This window comes from Sorangium sp. So ce281 (assembly GCF_051527395.1).
Classification (GTDB): Bacteria; Myxococcota_A; Polyangia; order Polyangiales; family Polyangiaceae; genus Sorangium; species Sorangium cellulosum_B.
The window spans coordinates 11,239,813-11,258,976 of the sequence record NZ_CP150322.1 but is presented as its reverse complement, the minus strand read 5'-3'; the positions used below and the strand labels follow the sequence as shown (position 1 = coordinate 11,258,976).

General features: G+C 70.9%; 14 protein-coding genes and 1 pseudogene. 11 read left to right on the top strand and 4 right to left on the bottom strand.

Annotation, left to right across the window (positions count from 1 at the left end):
- Positions 1-82: 82 nt before the first annotated feature.
- The 4 genes and pseudogenes from WMF27_RS43205 (at position 83) to purM (ending at position 3,001) form a co-directional block, all read left to right on the top strand.
- Positions 83-715: a hypothetical protein gene (locus WMF27_RS43205; RefSeq protein WP_437763037.1), complete on the top strand. Its 633-nt coding sequence runs from the start codon at positions 83-85 to the stop codon at positions 713-715.
- A 4-nt stretch (positions 716-719) separates the two neighbouring features.
- Positions 720-932, top strand: a pseudogene (locus WMF27_RS43200) (PhzF family phenazine biosynthesis protein); the annotation flags it as partial.
- Positions 933-1,101: 169 nt separating this feature from the next.
- On the top strand, positions 1,102-1,767 hold the full coding sequence (locus WMF27_RS43195) for a VOC family protein (protein WP_437763038.1): 666 nt from the start codon (positions 1,102-1,104) through the stop codon (positions 1,765-1,767).
- Positions 1,768-1,954: 187 nt separating this feature from the next.
- Entirely contained in the window at positions 1,955-3,001 is a 1,047-nt protein-coding gene (gene purM, locus WMF27_RS43190) for a phosphoribosylformylglycinamidine cyclo-ligase (protein ID WP_437763039.1), read from the top strand.
- A gap of 75 nt (positions 3,002-3,076) precedes the next feature.
- On the opposite strand, the gene WMF27_RS43185 is transcribed toward purM, so the two are convergent.
- Positions 3,077-6,652, bottom strand: a complete 3,576-nt coding sequence (locus tag WMF27_RS43185; protein ID WP_437763040.1) for a protein kinase domain-containing protein — start codon at positions 6,650-6,652, stop codon at positions 3,077-3,079.
- Positions 6,653-6,871: 219 nt separating this feature from the next.
- On the opposite strand from WMF27_RS43185, the gene purN reads away from it, so the two are divergent.
- The 4 genes from purN to WMF27_RS43165 all read left to right on the top strand — a co-directional run bounded on the left by purN (position 6,872) and on the right by WMF27_RS43165 (position 11,156).
- Positions 6,872-7,603 carry a phosphoribosylglycinamide formyltransferase gene (purN, locus tag WMF27_RS43180; protein ID WP_437763041.1) on the top strand — a complete coding sequence of 244 codons (732 nt, stop codon included), beginning with the start codon at positions 6,872-6,874 and terminating at the stop codon, positions 7,601-7,603.
- Positions 7,600-9,225: an NAD(P)-binding protein gene (locus WMF27_RS43175; protein ID WP_437763042.1), complete on the top strand. Its 1,626-nt coding sequence runs from the start codon at positions 7,600-7,602 to the stop codon at positions 9,223-9,225. Before purN ends, WMF27_RS43175 begins: the two co-directional genes overlap by 4 nt.
- A 570-nt stretch (positions 9,226-9,795) precedes the next feature.
- Positions 9,796-10,308 (top strand): hypothetical protein, encoded by a 513-nt coding sequence (locus WMF27_RS43170; RefSeq protein WP_437763043.1) that lies wholly within the window; start codon positions 9,796-9,798, stop codon positions 10,306-10,308.
- A gap of 194 nt (positions 10,309-10,502) precedes the next feature.
- Entirely contained in the window at positions 10,503-11,156 is a 654-nt protein-coding gene (locus WMF27_RS43165) for a hypothetical protein (RefSeq protein WP_437943559.1), read from the top strand.
- Between the two features lie 75 nt (positions 11,157-11,231).
- Here WMF27_RS43165 and WMF27_RS43160 read toward each other — a convergent pair whose 3' ends face one another.
- A complete protein-coding gene (locus WMF27_RS43160; protein ID WP_437763045.1) occupies positions 11,232-12,026 on the bottom strand; it encodes an ABC transporter ATP-binding protein in 795 nt (264 codons plus the stop codon).
- Between the two features lie 327 nt (positions 12,027-12,353).
- Here WMF27_RS43160 and WMF27_RS43155 point away from each other — a divergent pair, with 327 nt between their 5' ends.
- The 3 genes from WMF27_RS43155 to WMF27_RS43145 all read left to right on the top strand — a co-directional run bounded on the left by WMF27_RS43155 (position 12,354) and on the right by WMF27_RS43145 (position 17,722).
- The gene (locus WMF27_RS43155) at positions 12,354-13,787 is read left to right on the top strand and encodes a cellulose binding domain-containing protein (protein ID WP_437763046.1); all 1,434 of its coding nucleotides are present in this window, start codon (positions 12,354-12,356) and stop codon (positions 13,785-13,787) included.
- Between the two features lie 305 nt (positions 13,788-14,092).
- Positions 14,093-15,457 (top strand): hypothetical protein, encoded by a 1,365-nt coding sequence (locus WMF27_RS43150; RefSeq protein ID WP_437763047.1) that lies wholly within the window; start codon positions 14,093-14,095, stop codon positions 15,455-15,457.
- Between the two features lie 441 nt (positions 15,458-15,898).
- Entirely contained in the window at positions 15,899-17,722 is a 1,824-nt protein-coding gene (locus WMF27_RS43145; RefSeq protein ID WP_437763048.1) for a recombinase family protein, read from the top strand.
- Here the strand turns inward: WMF27_RS43145 and WMF27_RS43140 are convergent.
- Positions 17,706-18,731 carry an aminoglycoside phosphotransferase family protein gene (locus WMF27_RS43140; RefSeq protein WP_437763049.1) on the bottom strand — a complete coding sequence of 342 codons (1,026 nt, stop codon included), beginning with the start codon at positions 18,729-18,731 and terminating at the stop codon, positions 17,706-17,708. The genes WMF27_RS43145 and WMF27_RS43140 overlap by 17 nt on opposite strands.
- Positions 18,732-18,755: 24 nt before the next feature.
- Positions 18,756-19,112 carry a hypothetical protein gene (locus WMF27_RS43135; RefSeq protein ID WP_437943558.1) on the bottom strand — a complete coding sequence of 119 codons (357 nt, stop codon included), beginning with the start codon at positions 19,110-19,112 and terminating at the stop codon, positions 18,756-18,758.
- Between the last annotated feature and the right edge of the window lie 52 nt (positions 19,113-19,164).

The following is a 19,164-nucleotide window of genomic DNA, read 5'->3' as shown; positions in this document are numbered from 1 at the left end:
CTATCGCCAGCCCGGCTGGGCTGCCACCACATCGAAGGGCCGTCCACCCCACGGTGCGTTGGCCAGCGTGAACGAGGGTATCATGAAGGGAACCGACACCTTGGCTGCAGCGATCCGGAAACTCGAGCCGTCCTCGTCGCGGCGTGGGGACACCCGAGCGGGAGGCGGCTGGCGCGGCCGGGCGGTGCTGCGCGCGGCCGCCGCCGGGACGGCCCTCCTCGCGATCGCCGCGCTCATCGCCGGATGTCCATTGTGCAACGGTAACGACGTCGGTTGCGAGGACGGCGTCCAGATCTCGGGGCCTATCGGGCTCGCCGCGAATACGCCGGCGCACATCGAGGTCCGAGCCTGCTGGAACGGGCGCTGCGGGGAAGCGACGCTCGGCTCGGCTCCGGGTGATTTGCCGAGCTCGCCGGGCCCTGCCAGCGGCGCGAACGCCGACATTGATGGCGGGCATTTCGGCTTCTCGCTCTTCGACGTCGACCCGACCAACGCAGAGTGGGAGCTCTCGATCCGTTTCTCGACGGACGTCGACACGGAGCTCGAGGACGGGGACGTCTATTCGGTGAGCGTCATCGACGCCGACACGCAACGCGAGCTCGTGATCTTCGAGCGCAGCATCTCCTACCGTGAAATCCAGCCCAACGGCGAGGGCCCCTCCTGCACGTCATGCTACGTTGCGGAGATCAAGCTCCCTCCGCCCGCTGCGCAGTGATCACGAGGTTGATTTCGTGAGCCGCTACTTCGCTCCGGCGAAAGGCGTCCCGGAAGATCCGGTGACCGGGGGCGCTCACTGCATTCTCACACCCTGCTGGGCCAAACGACTGCACAAGAGCGAGTTTCACGCCTTTCAGGCATCGCGGCGAGGTGGAGAAATGACGTGCCGGCTGCTCGGCGATCGCGTCGAGATGGAGGATGCCTGCGTCTTCTAGATGGAAGGCGAGGTGGAATTCTGAAGCTCATGCGCTCGCATCGCTTGTTGCCGTTCTGGTCACCCAAGGAGCCCATCCACGCGACGTCAAGACGCTTGCGGATGCCATACAACCTTCGCCGGAGGAACGAGCGGCAGGCCGGCCGGTCGCCGGCCCGACCCGAGGCGTTATGAGCTGGGAAGTCGATCATGTGTTCCTTGCGACGCCCGACGTGGGCATCGTCGAGCGGATGCTCGCCGAGTTCGGCCTGAGCTTCAGCCGTCACGCGGTGCATGAAGGTCAGGGGACCGCGAATGCGTGCGCGGCCTTCGAGAACGCGTTCTTCGAGGTCCTCGGCGTCCACGATCTGGAGGAGCTGCAGACCGAAATCGTTCGGCCGCTCGGGCTACACGAACGCATTCATTGGGCCGAGACCGGCGCATGCCCGTTTGGCATCTGTTTCAGGACCATCGATGCCGGAGGCGCCGGGGACTGGCCCTTCGAGACCTGGGACTACAGGCCGAAATACATGCCGGCGGGCATGAGCATGCCCATCGTGACGCCGCGAGGGTCCTTGGCGGAGCCCATGATATTCGTGGCGCCCCGGACCATCAGGCGGACCACCCCGATCGAGGCGCGATCGCATCGTGGCGCGCGCCGGACGCTGACGCGTGTACGTCTGCAACTGCCAGCGGAGAGCCCGCCGCTCTCGTCGGGCGTGCGTTGGTTCGTGGACCAGGGCATGCTCTCGGTCGATCGTGGGGCGACCTGCTCTCTCGAGCTGGAGTGGGATCACGGTCACGAGGGGCAATCTCACCAGTTCCCCGCAGAAGTGCCGCTCGTCGTGCGCTGGTAGAGCGGGCTTTCGCCGTACGTTGGGGGGAAGCACGAGCGCTCGCCCGGCCATGCGGTGGCGCGTCTGCCGGCGGCGGCGCCCGCGGCACGGGGAGCCCGGCCGCCCGCCGACCCCGGAGCCGCCCGGAGGCTGGAGCCGGAGAGCGAGCCCGCTTCCCTTTGCCGCCGAGGTGTGGGATGCGCCTGCCATGAGCGTCACGTACCGGGAAGCCGGGGTCGATATCGATGCAGGGGACGCGCTCGTCGAGCGCATCAAGCGGCTCGCGAAGCCGACGCGCATCCCCGAGGTGCTCGCCGACGTGGGCGGCTTCGCCGGGCTGTGCGCGCTGCCGGGCGGGCTGTCCGAGCCGGTGCTGGTCAGCGGCACGGACGGGGTCGGCACCAAGCTGAAGGTGGCGTTCGCGACGGGCGTCCACGACACCGTGGGCATCGATCTCGTCGCGATGTGCGTGAACGACGTGCTGACCGTCGGCGCGCGGCCGCTCTTCTTCCTCGACTACTTCGCGACAGGCAAGCTCGACGTCGACGTGGGCGAAGCCGTGGTCCGCGGCATCGCCGAGGGCTGCAAGCAGGCCGGCTGCGCGCTGATCGGCGGCGAGACGGCCGAGCTGCCGGGCATGTACGCGGACGGCGAGTACGACCTCGCCGGGTTCGCCGTGGGCGTCGTCGAGCGCTCGCGCATCCTCGACGGCAAGCGGATCGCGGCCGGCGATGCGGTCCTCGGCGTGGCGTCGAGCGGGCTGCACTCGAACGGCTTCTCGCTCGCGCGGCGCGTGCTCGAGAAGGAGATGGGCCTCACGATGAGCGACCGCGTGGCCGACCTCGGCGGCACCGTGGGCGAGGCGCTGCTGACGCCGACCCGGATCTACGCCCGCGCGATCACGGCGCTCCTCGCGGCCTGCGGCGACGCGGTCCGGGGGCTGTCGCACATCACGGGCGGCGGCCTGCCGGGGAACCTGCCGCGCGTGCTGCCGGAGGGGCTGGGCGCGCGGCTCGACCTCGGCTCCTACCAGCGGCCGGCGGTGTTCCAGGTGCTCCAGCGCGGCGGCCCCGTGGAGGAGGCCGAGATGCGGCGCACGTTCAACCTCGGCGTCGGGCTGGTCGCGGTCGTCGAGAAGGGCGCCGCGGACCGGGCCATCGAGGCGCTCGCGAAGAGCGGCGAGCAGGCCTGGGTGCTCGGCGAGGTGGTGCCGGTCGGCGACGTGCCGTTCGAGGAGCGCGTGCTGTTCGGATGAGCGGGCCGGCGAGGGCGATGCGCGGCGCGCGGGCCGGGATGCGCCGAGCGACCGCGCGGGCCGCGCGGCGCGAGCTCACCCGCCTTCGAGCCGCGATCGAAGCTTCTTGATCGCCTCGTCGATCGCCCGGTTCTTCTTGTAACAGGGCCTCACCGTCGTCTCGAGCACGACGAGGGTGCGCTCGTCCCCCTCGGAGACGGCGCGCTCGAGGAACGGGAGCTTCTCGCCGCACGTGGCGTCGCGCAGCTCGAAGGAGATCCGGACCGCGGGGGTCCCGCGGGCCGCGATCTCCGGATCGCGGAGCAGCTTCGCGGCCCGGGTGGCCGGCGTGGAGCGGCCGCGGGTCTCGACGATCTCGTAGAGCACGTCGATGCCCGCCGTCCCGAAGCGGCTCGAGAGCGCGTCGAAGACCTTGTCGGCGTGCTCCTCGCCCGTCTTCGCGATGGCGATGGCGACATTGCGCGCCGCGATCGCGAGCGCGCGCTCGCGGAGCGCCGTCGGATCGCGCTCCGCCAGCTGATGGATCGCATCGGCGGCCTTCACCCACCGGCGCGCCTTGACAGCGTCGGTGAGCGCCTTCCGGGCCGCTTCATCGGGCGGGGGTTCGGCCGGCGCGTCGGGCGCCGCCGGCGCAGCGGCCTCGGGCGCCGGCGCCGTGGGCGCGGGTGTCTCGGGGACGGCGGCGGCGTCGGCCAGGGCCGGCTCGCTCGTGGCGAGCGCGCTCGCGGGAGGCCTCGCGGAGCCGAGCTGGGGCTCCGGCTCGGGCGGGGCGCGCCCACCGCTGGCGAGCGCCGCGATCACGGCCGCCGCGAGGATACCGCCGCCCAGGTACGGGGCCAGCCGGCCCACGCGGCCGCCGAGGCCTTCGGGGCCCAGCCGCGACGCGCGAGCCTCCCGGGCTTCGCGCTTTCGCCTGGCCTTCTCCTCGCGCTCGCGCGCGGCCTCCTCGCGCTCGCGCGCGGCGCGCTCTGCCTCCTCGGCGAGCTTCCGCCTGGCCTCTTCGTCGCGCTCCTGGGCGACGCGCTCTGCCTCGGCGGCCTCCAGCTCCCGCAGCAGCGTCGGGGCGAAGGCTGGCCGCGAGCCGCTCATCCGCTCGGACGTCGGCTCCGAGACGGGCGCCGCATCCTCTGCAGGCGGCTCGTCCGGCGGCGGGGACGCGGGCGCCACGGGAGCCGGCTCGTTCTGCGGCGGCTGCGCCTTCACGGACGGCGCGGGCGGCGGCGATGACGCCGGCTCCGCGCCGGCCCCGGACGGCGGCTTCGACGACGCCGGCTTCGCGACGGATGCCGGCTCCACAGCGGATGAGGACAGCGGCTCCGATGGCGCACGCTCCGCCGCTGGCGACGACGGCGGCTTCGACGATGCACGCTCCGCTGACAGCGGCTTCGATGTGTCACGCTCCGCCGACGGCGGCTTCGATGTCTCACGCTCCGCCGCTGGCGACGACGGCGGCTTCGATGTCTCACGCTCCGCCGCTGGCGACGACGGCGGCTTCGATGTCTCACGCTCCGCTGCGGGCGACGACGGCGGCTTCGATGTCTCACGCTCCGCCGCTGGCGACGACGGCGGCTTCGATGCCTCACGCTCCGCCGCCGGCGACGACGGCGGCTTCGATGTCTCACGCTCCGCCGCTGGCGACGACGGCGGCTTCGATGTCTCACGCTCCGCCGACGGCGGCTTCGATGTCTCACGCTCCGCTGCGGGCGACGACGGCGGCTTCGATGACGCCGGCTCCGCAGCCGACGGCGATGGCTCCACGACCGCCGACGGCGACGGCTTGTTCGATGAGGGCTCGGCCGCACGGCGCTCCGCCTTGCCCGACGACAGCAATAGGTCGTCCAGCGACAGCCGCAGGGAGCCCAGCCCCGCTGCCTCCGTCGCCCCAGGCGCTTCGACGGACCGCTCCTCCTCGCTCGGCGACGGAGGCAGTACCTCCGGCGACGGCGGCATCGACATCAGCGACGCCCACTCCTTCAGCTCCGGCGACTCCTGCGACCGCGCCGGCGCCTCGGACAGCGGTGACGACGCGTGCGGAGGACGCTGGTCATCGGCCTCGGCAGGAGCGCCGTCGCCGGCGGCCTCGCGCGCGAAAGCGGCCTGCGCGATGAGCGCCGCGCCGCCCACCGTCGTCGGGCGCGCGTCGTCCGGCACGCTCGAGTCGTCGGCCGCGGAGGCAGCGTCGGCCCTGGCGACCTCCTGCGCGAAGGCGACCTGCGCCATGAACGCCGCGCCGCCCACCGCGGTCGGCCGCGAGTCCCGCGTCATCTCGGCGACGAGGGTCGGCGTGTTGCGCACCGGCGTCGGGCGCGAGTGGCTGAGGGCGTCTTCCTCGTCCTCGTCGCCGTCCACCGCCTCTACCGGCTCGGCGCCGCCCGTTCGACCCTCCGGAAGCTCGCCTGACGCGCGCGCTCTCTCCGCCTCCTTCGCGCTCGCGCCGCTCCCGGCCGGCTCACCTGCCGCCCGCTCCGCGGCAGGCGCCAGCGCGTCCGCGACATCGTTGAACGAGACGAGGCACGAATCGCCAAGGACGATCGCCGAGGAGCCGCTGGCGCTCGCGTCGGGCGCGCCCGACGGCGCGCTGGGCACGGGCGGCCGGTTGCTCGGCACGCGCGCCACCTCCGCGATCGCGGGCACCGACGTCATCTCCCCCCTCGACGACATCTCCGCCCGCGGCTCGTGCACCGCGATCCCCGACGCGGCGCACGCGTCGTCGAGCGCTGCGATCACCTCCTCCGCGGTTCCGAAGCGGGCGCGCGGATTCTTCTCGAGGAGGAGCCGCACGACCGCCTCGAGGGCAGGCGGGACCACGACGCCGGGCGAGTGCGCGGCGATCGGCGGCACGGGCGCGCTCCGCTGCTGGTTGAAGAGCTCGACCGGATCCTTGGCCAGGAACGGGTGCTTGCCGGCCAGCATCTCGTAGAAGATCAGGCCCAGGGCGTAGAGATCCGCGCGCTCGTCGACGAAATCCATCCCGAGCGCCGACTCCGGGGCGAGGTAGGCGATGGTCCCGAAGATCACGCCGGCCGTGGTGAGCCGGACCGGGAGCGAGTCCGCGCCCGCCCGCGCGGACTCCGGCGAGCCGACGGACCGGCGCAGCTGATCGACGCTCACCTTCGCGAGGCCGAAGTCGATGAGCTTCACGAGGTCGCCCTGCGGCTCGACGACCATCACGTTGCGCGGCTTCACGTCGCGGTGGACGATGCCCATCGCGTGGGTCGCGTCGAGCGCGGCCGCGAGCTGCCTGGCGATCAGGGCGGCGCGCGCGGCGGGCACCGGCCCCCGCCGGATGATCTCGTGGAGCGTCGTGCCGCGCACGTACTCGAGGACCAGGAAGAACGAGCCGTCCTCCGCCTCGCCGAAATCGGTCGCGGTCGCGACGTTCCGGTGCTGGATGTGGGCGCCGGCGATGGCCTCGCGCTCGAAGCGCTGCACGAGCTCGGGGAGCCGCTCGGTGTCGGGGTGCAGGATCTTGATCGCGACGCGCTTGTGCATGTGCACGTGCTCGCCGCGGTAGACCGCGCCCATGCCGCCCATCGCGATGACCTCGTCGATGCGGTAGCGCTTCGAGATCACCCGCCCGAGGTAGGACCTCGCCCGGTGCTTCGCGGCCTCGTCGGCGGTAAGGGTCGGCTCAGGCGGGCGTTCCGACATCGTGGCGGCGCCACCCTACCCCGAGCGGCGCGGCATTGGTAGGTGGCCGGCCAGAGGGGCCCGGCCCCGGCGAGGCGCGAGCGTGCGCAGCCGCAAATGACAGCGCAAGCGGCCCGGAGGTCGCCTCGCAGCCCTCGATGCGCCCCTCCGGGGGAGCCGGGCGGCCGCTTCCGCCCCGGATCTCTCCCGCGCCCGCCTCCGCCGTAGTATCTGCCCCCCATGCCCCCCCTCGCTCTCGGCGTCCTCATCTCCGGCCGCGGCTCGAACCTCCAGGCGATCCTCGACGCGATCGCCGCCGGCCACCTCGACGCCCGCGTCCGGCTCGTCCTGTCCAACCGGCCCGACGTGGAGGGCCTCGCGCGCGCCGAGCGCGCCGGGGTCCCCACGCGGGTCATCGCGCACCGGGACTTCGCCGATCGCGACAGCTTCGACGCCGCCGCCGTCGACGCCCTCCGCGAGGCGGGCGCGACCTGGGTCGTCCTCGCGGGCTTCATGCGCCTGCTCACGACGACCTTCCTCGACGCCTTCCCGCACCGGGTCGTGAACATCCACCCGTCGCTCCTGCCCTCCTTCCCCGGCATCGACGCCCAGCAGCAGGCGCTCGATCACGGCGTGCGCGTCACCGGCTGCACCGTCCACCTCGTGGACGCCGGCACCGACACCGGGCCCATCCTCGCGCAGGCCGCCGTCCCCGTGCTCGACGGGGACGACCGCGACGCGCTCGCCGCGCGCATCCTCGTCCAGGAGCACGCCCTGCTCATCCGCGCGCTCTCGTGGATCGCCGAGGGGCGCCTCCAGATCGCGCCGCCTGACGTGCCGGGCGGGCGCGCGCGTGCGACGCTCGCCGGCGTCGAGACCGCGCTCGGGCTCGCCCAGGGCGGCCCTGCGCGCGGAAACGTCGGGGAAGCCGGAGAAGCCGGGGAGGTCGGAGAAGTCGGGGAAGGGGCGTGATCCACAAGCACTACGACGTCATCGTCCTCGGCCGGTCCATCGGCGCGCTCACGGCCGCGGCGCTCCTCGCGCGCCGCGACTTCACCGTGATGGTCGTCGGGCACGGCGAGCGCCCGCCCACCTACCGCCTCGACCAGCACGTCCTCCGCCGGCGCGCCTTCACGATGCTCGCCGAGCCCTCGCCCGCGTGGCGCCGCTTCCTCGTCGAGCTCGCCCAGTCGCAGACCTGGAAGCGCCGCATCGTCCCGGCCATGCCCATGCTGCAGGCCGTCGCGCCGCGCCGGCGCCTCGACGTGCCGCCCGACATGGTCCTCTTCGGCCGCGAGATCGACCGCGAGTTCCCCGAGCTCCGGCGGGTCGTCGACGAGCTCTACGCCGAGCTCGCCCACGTCAACGGCGCCGCGGACGACGCCTTCTCGCACGACGCCCTCTGGCCGCCGGGCACCTTCTGGGAGCGGCGCGAGACCGCGCGCTACGCCGGCATGCTCCCGTACGCGCGCGCCGAGCCCGACGCCGACCTGCTCGTCGAGTTCCCGCGCGGCCACCTGTTCCGCTCGATCGTCACGCAGTCCGTCCTCTTCGCCACCGACCTCTCGGCGCTCCCGCCTCCCTTCGCGGTCGCGCGCCTGCACGGGGCGTGGACGCGCGGGCTGATGATGCTCCCGCGCGGCGAGGAGGAGCTCGAGGAGTTCCTCGTCGAGCGCATCCTCGCCCACGGCGGCCGCTGCCTGCTCGACGAGCGCGCCGCGTCGGTCCACGTCCGCCGCGGCACCGCCGCGGGGGTCGTCCTCGACGGCGACGACCACCCGAACGGCAGCAGCTTCGTCATCACCGACATGGACGGCGAGACGCTCGCGAGCCTCTCGGGCGGCGAGGGCATCCACAAGCGCGCGCTGCGCGAGTGGCCGCGGATCACCTCGTCGGTCGGCCGCTTCGTCGTGTCGCTCATCGTGCGCCGCGAGGGCTTGCCCGAGCCGCTCGGCCCCGAGGCGCTGCTGTTCCCCTTCCCGTCCGCGTCGGCGGGCCGCTCGCCCGCGCCGCCGCGCGTGTCGAGCGACGGCGCCTCCGGGGGCCGGCCGAGCTCGCCGCGGCAGACGCGGCCGACCGGGCCCGGGCGCCCCGTGGTCCACCTCCAGCGCTGCGATCTGCCCGCTCCCTCGACCGACACGCTGCTCGTGGCGGAGATCCTGCTCCCCGACCGGGGCCCGCTGTCGCTGCTCGAGGCGCGCCAGGCGGTGCTCGACGCGCTCGCGGCCGAGCTCCCCTTCCTCGAGCGCCACCTCGTGCTCGTCGACTCGGTGCACGACGGGCTGCCCGTGTGGCTCTACGACGGCCAGCGCCGCCGCCTCATCGAGCGCGCCGCGCTGAAGGGCGCCGCCCCGGGCGCCGAGCCGATGGTGCGGCAGCTCGAGGTCGACCCGCCCGGCTACCTCGGCCTCGCGGGGGAGCCGATCCGCGGGCCGATCGAGCGCACGCTGCTCGTCGGCCGGAGCGTGCTGCCCGGCCTCGGCCAGGAGGGCCAGCTGCTCGCCGCCTGGGGCGCAGCGAGGCTCGTCACCCGGACCGACCGGCGGAAGGAGCGGATGCGGCGCGACATGTGGAGCAAGGTGGAGATCGGGTAGCGACGTTGAGGCCGCCCCCCCCGGCGAGCTGCTCAGCTGCATCCCTCGAAGACGCGGTGACCTGCGCGCGGCCTCGCCGGCTCCCGTGCTAGCGGGACTCCGCTCGTGCCGACATCTCACGCCGCCACCTTTCCATGTCACGCCGCCATCGTGACATGTCGCGTGACATGTCACGCCGCCACCGTGACATGGAAAGGTGGCGGGCCCGCCCCTCAACCATCCGCACCGGCACCTCGATCGCTTCCTGCTGCGCCATTTGCAGGCCCTGGGGAGGCTGATGGTTCCCCTCGTGGCCGAGGCAGGGCGCCCACGAGCCTGGCACACCAATTGCAACAACATAGCGTGTCACTTGGCGCTGTGCCGGTGCTCGGCGTGACACGAGAGGTCTCCGCTCATGGAACCATGGCGGCCGCTCACACAGGCAAGACCGGAAGATCGTCGCGCTGCGGGCCGAGCTCGGAGTCCATGCTGACGCTGAGGAGCTCTGACGTAAATCTGCCAGGGCTCTTCTGCTTGCGCTCCAATCACCATCACTTCCCATTACGTCTAACAACCTCGAAGGAACGCTAAATGTACAAGTCGATTCCCCTCTTCATCGTCGGCGCGGTCGTAAGCGCAGCGCTGGCCAATTCCTCCGACGCGGCGGCGCTGCACGAGCGCGTATCGGGGACCAACTGCGCCTACGGAAATGGAACCACGACCGGCAATTTGATTGCCATCGGGAGCGCCATCTCCAACAGTTCAACGAGCGGCGCGGAGAGCGTCTCTTGCCCGGTTACCGACGATGATCGCTTCCGTAAGCAGGACATCGCCTCGCTGAACATTCACGGCTACAATGGCGGCATCAGCATCTTGGGTCAATCGGCCGAGGTCGACGCGTCCACCTGCGTGCAGTACTATGGATCCACGGGTGGAGCCTGCACCACGCCGGTGAGCACGTCGGGGAATGGAAACTACACGCTCAGCCCGCCGACGACGTACTGGACGAGCACCTACTACGCGGACTTCGGATACATTCGCATCAAACTGCCGCCGAAGGGGGCCAATGCGAGCACCGTCAGGGGCTACTACACCGCGGACTAGCAGACAAGATCTGCGATAACACCAGAAGGGGGCAACGAGCTGCGTATCGCGAGAGGGAACGCCGAGTTGCCCCCTTCTATTCATTACAATCAAACATCGAAGCCCAGCGCCGGGCGCCATTCGAGCAGGCGCGCCGTTTACTGAAGCGGATGCGCTCGACCTCGTCGACCGCATCCCAACAACAGGAGATGTCCGTGATTTCTTTTCGTAGCGTCATCTCGGCCATGATGCCCATTCTGGCGGGCGCTCTCGCCGGTGCGATAGCGACAGTGATTGTCTCCCGTGAAGCCGCGGACGAAAAGTCGCGAAAGAGCACGGCCGTCGCCGGCGAATCCAGAACGCGCTATGTTCCTCGATCTATCAGCAGCGTGAACCCGGGGATCGGCGCGACGGACCTGAGGGAGCTGAAGCAGCGTCTATCGGCGCTGGAAGAGCGAGACGAGCAGCAAGACTCGGATCAGAAGGACTCCCACGAGCGTACCGAGATGCCCGACCCCGTGGAGTGGAAAGCCCAGAAAGAAAGTCACCATCGCGAGATCATCGCGGCGCATCAGCGTGCGGCCGAGGATGCCACGTGGGCTCCCCAAGCACGAGCTTCCCTGCTGAAGGAGATACGCACCGTCGGCTCGGGGAGCTTTGACGTGCGCGACGTAGATTGTCGGACCAACACCTGCGCCGCCGTCCTGGAGTGGAAGAATTACGACGAAGCGGTCAACAATTGGTCGACCGCCGTGGAGCACAACTACGAAGTAAGCTGCAATCGAGAGATCCTGCTCCCGGAGCCCTCCGATCGGAGCACGCCGTACCAGGCCACGATGGTCATGACCTGTCCTCGCGATTCAGGGTGAGCCATTTGACTGACGCGCGACGAGCGGCTCCCGCTCGCGCCGCGCGTCCCAGCGATAGACGCCTCGAGACGCCGCTCAGATCGACCGGGGGAAGACCTGGAAGAACCCGTCGCGCTCGACCACGGTGAGCGGCACGTCGAACAGGCGCGACAGGTTGTCGTCGGTCAGCACCGCGCGCTTCGGGCCATCGGCGAAGACGCGGCCCCTCCGCAGCAGGACGACCCGCCCGATCTCCGGCGGGATCTCCTGCACGTGGTGCGTCACCAGGATCAGCGTCTTGCCCTGCCGCGCGAGGCGCCTCAGCAGCTCGACGAGCTCGAACGCGGCCTTCAGATCGAGGCTCGTCGTCGGCTCGTCGAGCACCAGCGCCTCCGGGTCGTGCACGAGGGCGCGCCCGAGCAGACAGCGTCGCTGCTCGCCGGCGGACATCTCCGCGATGGGCTTGTCGCCGAGGTGCGCGACGCCGAGGTCGCGGAGCACCTCCTCGGCGCGCCGGCGCTGCGCGGCCGTCGCCGGCTCGTGCTCGTGCAGCCCGGCGCTCGCGAAGAAGCCGGAGAGCACCACGTCGGAGCCCCGCACACCCCGGGGATAGGCCATCTGCAGCTCGTACGACACGAGCCCCAGCCTGCGCCTGAGCGCGAACACCTCCCACCTTTCGCGACCGAGTATGCGCACATGCGAGCCTTCGCGGTGGACCGGATAGATTTCCCGTGAGAGCAGCCGCAGCAAGGTCGACTTCCCGGCGCCGTTGGGCCCGAGGATCGCGGTGTTCTCCCCCTGCTCGATCCGCAGCGACAGCCCCTCGAAGACGCGCGTGTCGCCGCGGAAGACCTCGGCGTCCTCGATCTCGATGAGCGCGGGCGCGCTCATCGCTTCACTCCACATTCCTGGCTCATCGGGCGCAGACTACCCGCTTGCCAGCGCCCCGCACCGAGAAATCAGGCCGTTCGCGGTGGATCGTCCGTGCCCCGGTTCGGCGATCCACTCCATCGGCCCACTCTCCATCTCTCGCGGACAGGCACCGTCGGAATGCGCCCGTGAACCGGCGTTCTCCGCGCTGGAGAGACGATGGCCCGGCCGTTGCTACGATCTACGAACCTTCCTTTCAACAAGCGCCCCGTGCCAAGCCGACGCTGGCACTCGGGAGTGGAAAAATCCGATGCGGCGCGGAGCCGCTCGGTCACTTGGAGATTGACAATGACGAAGATCAAGGGTTCGTTTTTCGGTGCTGGGGCAGCTGCGTGCCTGCTCGCCGCTCTCGGCGGGTGCATCGTTGCCGCGGACGATGGTTCCAGCTCCGAAGAGGACGAGATTTTCGCCGATGAGGCAGCGGCGGCCGCGGCGGCATCGCAGATGCGCTTCGGCGTCGCTCCGCAGTGGAGCCAGACCTGGTCGCCGCCCCAGTCCGGCCCCGCCAACGTCGATGTGGTCGCCGTCGGGGACTGGTTGCAATCGGGCGGCTTCACCAGCACACACAAGACCAAGCTTCAGAAGATCGTCAACGCGGGGAAGACCCCCTACTTCTTCGGCTACATCGCCACGGACATGACGAAGAAGGGGCTCGGGTCCGAGAACGATTGCGACGGCAACAGCGGCGCACCGCTGTGCCAGAGGGGCGCGGCGTACGTGCGCGCCAACATCGCCTCGATGGCGAGCGCCTACCAGAAGGCGGCGGCGGGGATCGGCGCGGCCCTCGGAGGGCGCGAGGCGCTGATCCACATCGAGCCGGACTGGTACCAGTTCTCGCAGACGGCGCAGCAGAACGCGCTCACGGAGACGGAGTCCGACAGCTACATCAACCAGATCCTCGGCGCCATCAAGTCGGGCTGCCCCTCGTGCAAGGTGGTCATCGACTTCAGCCCGTGGTTCAGCCCGTCGGCCACCAAGTGGGCGTCGTCGGTCGGCGACTTCTACGACGGCTGGGATCGCAGCGTGGTCAAGTACGTCGGCCTCACGGGCAAGCAATTCCCGTTCACCACGGGCAAGATCGACAACTTCACCTACAAGGAGATCACCACCGCGCTCAGCCTGCCGCTCGTCATCGTGGACGCGTACACGTTCGGCGGCGGCCCGATCAACGTCGACTCCACCTGGCTGAACGAGAGCAACGTCGCCAAGGCCATCGACATGGGCGTCGCGATCGTCATGCTCTCCCAGACGGGCGACGTCGCCGGCTATGACAGCTTCATCGCGCGGGTGAAGGGCAGCTCCAGCTCCAGCAGCTCAACCTCCAGCTCCAGCTCCACCTCCAGCAGCTCCAGCTCCAGCAGCACGACGACCAGCAGCAGCAGCGGTGGCGGCGGCAGCGGCGGGACAGGCGGCTCCGGCGGGACAGGCGGCTCCGGCGGCGGCACCGGGACGGGCGTACGCGTGGAGGGCGGCAATATCGACGTCGCCGTCACGACGTCGTCCTCGTGGTCGAACGGGTACTGCAAGAACGTCACGCTGACGAACAAAGATAGCCGCGACGTCACCTGGAAGCTCTACGTGCCAAAGGACGGCACCATCTACAACCGCTGGAACGTCAAGGACTCCGTCGAGGGCAGCAACTTCGTGTTCGTCGGGGTGGACTGGAACGCCAAGATTGTGCGTGGCTCCAACACCAGCTTCGGATTTTGCGCGAACCGCTGACAACCGGAGAAAGGACGACGCGCGGCCGACGGCAGGACGAGCCCCGCGGCCGCGCGTCGCCTCGGCCCGCATCGACGAGCTGAGCGACACAGAGCAGACAGATACGTCCTCCGGGTCAGCCTCTCGACGTCCCGCATCCCGCTGTCCTCCCCCGGCTCCCGCGCCTTTCCCGCCTCCCGCGCCGTTTGATATCGTGGGCGCACCGTGCCCCCCGCCCCGCAGCATTCCTACCTGGCCGGCGACGGCCCGCTCCGCTTCGCCCGCGCCACCGCGCCGCGCGCGCACCGTCCGGTCGGGGCCGCCCCATGCCGCTGAAGCTCCGGGTCACCTGGCGCAATGCGGGCAGCCCGCTGCTGCCCGACGCGCTCGCCGACGTGCAGGCGACGGTCGATGACGCGCCGCTGCCGCTCGCCGGCGCGAGCCCGGGGCGGCGCGAGTTCGTGATCCCCGCCGGGGCGTCGCGCGTCGCGCTCAGCGCGCGCTTCTCGGCGGCGTTCGACGCCTTCGAGGACGTCCCCGCCCTGGAGGAAGAGGTCCTGTCGGTCGACCAGGCGTTCGACGTGGCGGGCGGCGGGACGGCGCTCAGCCCCGCCCCGGACCCGGCGCTCGGGCAGGCTCACCCGCTCGTCGACGTGCAATCCGCGCCCGGCCTCGCGCTCGCCCAGATCAGGACGGATTTCGTCGATATCACCCCGTTCTGGATGGCCTACGCCGGGTACGCGGACGAGTACCAGCGCGAGCACCGGCCCGGGACCGAGCTCGTGGCCCTCGCCGCCACCGCGGGAGATCCGAAGATCTGGTTCGCGAGCATCCCGGAGGCCTGCAAGGCGCCGCCGGACGGCGGGATCTCGGCCCTCGTGTTCTACCGGCCGGAGGGATACGCCCATACCCGAATCGACCAGCGCCACGAGATGTTCGGGCTGAATCGATACCTGCTCGCGCCCGACCCGTCTCCCGGCGCCTCGTTCTGGGCGCGCGACGTGTTCGAGCGCGATCCGCGCGACCAGTCCCGCTGGGTCTATGTCCGCTGCGGCTTCGAGGAGGCGCTCGCCGCGAGCGGCAGGGCGGTGGTCATGCTGCACCCGTGGCCGAGCGGCGCGAGCTTCGGCGCCGCCACGACCGCGAGCCTGCCCGGCCTCGCCGAGGCGGCGCTCCGCTTCCTCTGCGGCGCGCGGAAGATCGGTACGGGACAGGGCGGGCCACGGCTCGGCAAGCTCGGGCTCGCGGGCTTCAGCGCCGGCGGACTGGCCCTGTGGCAGGCGCTCGCGGCCAACAAGGACCGCGTGAGCGAGGTGTTCGCGTTCGACGCCCGCGGCATCGCCAAGAACGAGGCCTTGCTCGTGCGCTGGCTCGGCGGCGACGCCTCGCGCCGCCTGCGGATGACCGGCGGCCACCAGCTCGACGCGAACGCGGCGCTCCAGCGGAAGCTCCCCGGCCCCTCCAGGGAAGCGCGCCTGACCAGCCTGCCGCCCGACAGGAGCGGCTATCTCCCCGGGGCGAACCCGCGCTGGGATCACGTGTGCTCCTCGCTCGAGGCGAGCGAGAAGGATACCTATCTTCACGCCGACTGGGTATGGCACCAGTTCGCGATGTTCGGGGGCTTCCCGGAGCCAGGAGAGCAAGCCGCCGTCACCTTCCTCCAGCGCTTCCTCGAGGCGTCGGAGCTCTGAGGCGCACAGCGCCCGAGGCCGAGATCCGGCCGGCCGGCGGCCGGGCATGTCAGATTCAAACGCAAAGGCGCAAAGACGGCACGGACTCAATCGACAAATTCCAGTGGCGGGCTTCGATCGCCCGCTCGTCCTGTAGGCCACCACGCGCCTGCCGAGCTCGGAAGCCTGGCGGCGGAGACGGGGGGAGCGGTGGCTGAGTCGGGGCGCATCACGTCGCCTGGCTGAGGCCCGTGGCGCGCCTGCTAGGCCGCGCGGCATGCGGCGCAGCAGACGCATCGAGGTCACATTTGAGCCCACGCACCGGTCGGCGGAGCAGCTGAAGCTGGCCTACGCCATCGTGGTGCCGCCGACCCGGCGCGAGGTGCGTTCGGAGGTCGACGCGCTGGCGCGGCGACAGCCGACTGAGGTGCCTCGAGCGCGTGGCAAGGGAGGGAAGGCTGCATGAAGAAGGTCGCGCTGTACGCGCGTGTTTCGTCGGATCGGCAGACCAAGCAGGCCACGGTCGACAGCCAGGTGGCGGCGCTGAAGGAGCGAGCCTTGGCCGATGGCCATCACGTCTTGCCGGCAGACGTGTACGTCGACGATGGGTGCAGCGGCGCAACGCTGATCAGGCCGGCGCTGGAGCGGCTTCGCGACCGCATCGCCGAGGGGGCGGTCGATCTGCTGTACGTCCACAGCCCCGACCGACTTGCGCGACGCTACGCCTACCAGGTGCTGCTGCTCGAAGAGTTCTCTGCACGCGGCGTCACGGTCGTGTTTCTGCAAGGCGCGTCCGGGGTGAACGCCGAGGACCAGCTGCTGGTTCAGGTCCAAGGGATGCTCGCCGAGTACGAGCGAGCGCGGCTCGCGGAGCGATGCCGTCGCGGGAAGCTGCACCGGGCCAGGCAAGGGATGGTCAACCCGCTGTCGACCGCTCCGTATGGCTACCGCTACGTGCGTCGCTCGGATGCCGAGTCGGCGCACTACGAGGTCGTGCGGTCGGAGGCGAACGTCGTGCGCGCCATCTTCGACGCCTTCGTGCACCAGCAGATGCCTCTGCAGGCGATCGCGCGCCGGCTCAACACGCAGCAGATCCCGACACCCAGGGGTGGCTGTTGGAGAGGGGCAAGGGTGTACGAGCTGCTCCGCAACCCGGCCTACATGGGACAAGCCGCCTACGGCAAGCGCGAGTCGGTTGAGTCGCGGCCGCTTCGACCTCGACGGAGCAAGCTCCGGATAGCGCGCGGTAGTGCGAGGACATTCCGGCGAAGACCGGCCGACCAGTGGATCTCGATCCCGGTGCCGCCGATCGTGTCGGCCGAGGTCTTTGCCGCCGCGGGCGAGCAGATGATGCGTAACAGGCAGCTGTCGCAGCGGCACGCGCGAGGGCAACGCTACTTGCTGCAGGGCCTCGTTGTCTGCGCGCGCTGTGGTTACGCCTTCTGCGGCCGATCGGTCTCGAAGCCGTCGAGCTCGGTCATCTACCGCTACTACTGCTGCAACAGTGTGCAAGCGGTGCGCGACGGAGCTGCGCGTGCTTGCAACAACCCCTCGGTACGCGCCGAGATGCTGGACGCGCAGGTCTGGGATTCGGTGCGGCAGGTGCTGCAAGAGCCCGAACGACTCGAAGAGGAGTGGCTGCGCCGCAGTGCCGACGACGGCGCCGCGACTGATGCGCAGCTCGAGCGCGCTCAAGCCGAGCGATGGGTCGTCCACCACCAGCGCAGCCTCAAACGGCTGCTGGATGCCTACGAGGCAGGCGCGATTTGCTTGGAGGAGCTGCGGCCGCGCGCCGAGCGCCTGCGCGAACAGATCCGAAGGGCAGAGCAGGCCGCCAAGGAAGCCGAGGACAGGCTCTCCCACAACGCGGTCCTGAGCGCCGTGGTCACGCGGCTGCAAGACTTCGCCGAGCGCGTTGGGCAGGGTCTGGAGCACCTCGATTGGCAGGGGCGCCGTCAGTTGATCCGAACCCTGGTGGCACGGGTGGAGATCGACGAGGAGCAGGCGACGGTCGTGTACCGGTTGCCCTCGTCTGGCGGACGTCCGGGTGGCGGCCACCTGGATCCGAGCGTGCCGTCCAGCTCATCGGCCGGGTCCCCGGGTTGTCGATTGAGTCCGTGGCGTCAAGACGCAAAGACGCAAAAAAGAGACGGGGATGAGCGCGACGAGATGGCCACGGTCGTCGACATGGCATTCGAGGGCAACACTCCCCCCTTTTCTCTCGTCTTTTTTGCGTCTTTGCGTCTTTGCGCCTTTGCGTTCAATTCTCTCACGCCGGAGCGATGAGCCGCGCCAGCACCCGCATGTCCTCGTCGTCGCCCATCCTCGCGAGCGCGCCGCGTGCCCTCACCAGCGCGGGCTCGACGTAGCGCAGGTACGTCGGATCCACGCCGATGCGGTCGAGAAAGACGAAGCGCCCGGCGTCCTTCAGCTTGCGCTGGACCGTGAGCACATCGAACTCCCGGCCGAGCGCGTCGCGCGCCGGCCGGTCGAGCGAGGCGGCGGCCGCATAGTCGTCCAGCCGGGCCTCGACGAAGGAGCGATCCAGGTCCTGGGCGCTGTCGTTGAGGAGCGTCGCCAGATCGTAGGCGCGCGGGCCGAGGAGGGCGTCCTGGAAGTCGAGCCAGGCGATCTCGAGGCCCCCGCCCGCCGCGTCCACGACCATGAGGTTCTGGCTCTGGTAATCGCGGTGAACGAAGCCCCGCGGCCACGCGGCGATGCGCCGGGCGAGGCGCTCCGAGACGGCGTCGAGCTCGGCCCGCGCGGCGTCGCCCAGCCGGAGCCCGCGCGCGTCGAGCGCCCACGCGCGGAAATGGTCGAGCTCCCAGCGCAGGAGCGTCTCGTCGAGCGCGCACGCGTCGACGATCGAGCCGCTCGGGAGCGCCGCGAGCGCCCGCTGCGCCCGGGCGAGATCGCGCGCGGCCAGCGCGTAGACCTCGGCGCGGCGGGCGGGCGCGCGCTCGACGAAGGCCGAGAGCGTCGCGTCCCCGAGATCCTCCAGGAGGAGCAGGCCGCGCTCGCAGTCCTCGGCGAGCAGCGCCGGCACCCGGACGCCGCGCTCCCGGAGGAGCGCGCGCACCTCCAGGAACGGCCACCGCGGGGGAGCGGCGCCGACCGCGACGCCGTCGGCCCCCGCGCTCGGCGCGAACATCGCGACCGCCGTCCCGGCCGGCGTCACGACGCGCAGATAGCGCCGGCACGACACGCCCCCGCGCAGCGGGACCATCGACGACGGGACATGGCCCGTGGCCCGCTGGACGAGCCGGAGCAGGGCGTCGGTATCGAGCTCGCGCACCCGGTGCAGGAACGAGCCAGACGCTCAGCAGGCGCCGGCGCAGCCGTCGGCGCTGTTGAACCAGAGACCGCCCGAGTCCTCGCACGCGCTGCGGTCGTACCTGCCGGAGCAGCAGCGCTCCTGGCTCTCGCACACCTTCGCGGCCCCCTCGCCGCTCCGGAAGCAGCACTTCCGGCTCTCGGGCGTCTCGGGCGCGGCAGGATCCTCGGGCGCGGCGGGCTCCCCGGGCGCGGTCGCCTTCTCGATGACCACCGGCACCGCGGGCGCGACGAGCGTCGCCACCGTGTCGCAGCCGAACGAGGCAATCATGACGAGGAGGGCGAGCGCCGATCCCAGCGCACGAGCGTTTCCAGCCGGCTTCATGATCGCCGTGGGTGACATGGGCGCAGTGCGGCGGCAAGTTCGTGACGAGCGCCGTGCTATAACGCCGCGG

Coding starts and splice junctions, on each gene's coding strand:
- WMF27_RS43155 (WP_437763046.1), top strand. CDS start 12,354: ATGACGAAGATCAAGGGTTCGTTTTTCGGTGCTGGGGCAGCTGCGTGC.
- WMF27_RS43160 (WP_437763045.1), bottom strand. CDS start 12,026: ATGAGCGCGCCCGCGCTCATCGAGATCGAGGACGCCGAGGTCTTCCGC.
- WMF27_RS43205 (WP_437763037.1), top strand. CDS start 83: ATGAAGGGAACCGACACCTTGGCTGCAGCGATCCGGAAACTCGAGCCG.
- purM (WP_437763039.1), top strand. CDS start 1,955: ATGAGCGTCACGTACCGGGAAGCCGGGGTCGATATCGATGCAGGGGAC.
- purN (WP_437763041.1), top strand. CDS start 6,872: ATGCCCCCCCTCGCTCTCGGCGTCCTCATCTCCGGCCGCGGCTCGAAC.
- WMF27_RS43135 (WP_437943558.1), bottom strand. CDS start 19,112: ATGTCACCCACGGCGATCATGAAGCCGGCTGGAAACGCTCGTGCGCTG.
- WMF27_RS43150 (WP_437763047.1), top strand. CDS start 14,093: ATGCCGCTGAAGCTCCGGGTCACCTGGCGCAATGCGGGCAGCCCGCTG.
- WMF27_RS43195 (WP_437763038.1), top strand. CDS start 1,102: ATGAGCTGGGAAGTCGATCATGTGTTCCTTGCGACGCCCGACGTGGGC.
- WMF27_RS43185 (WP_437763040.1), bottom strand. CDS start 6,652: ATGTCGGAACGCCCGCCTGAGCCGACCCTTACCGCCGACGAGGCCGCG.
- WMF27_RS43170 (WP_437763043.1), top strand. CDS start 9,796: ATGTACAAGTCGATTCCCCTCTTCATCGTCGGCGCGGTCGTAAGCGCA.
- WMF27_RS43145 (WP_437763048.1), top strand. CDS start 15,899: ATGAAGAAGGTCGCGCTGTACGCGCGTGTTTCGTCGGATCGGCAGACC.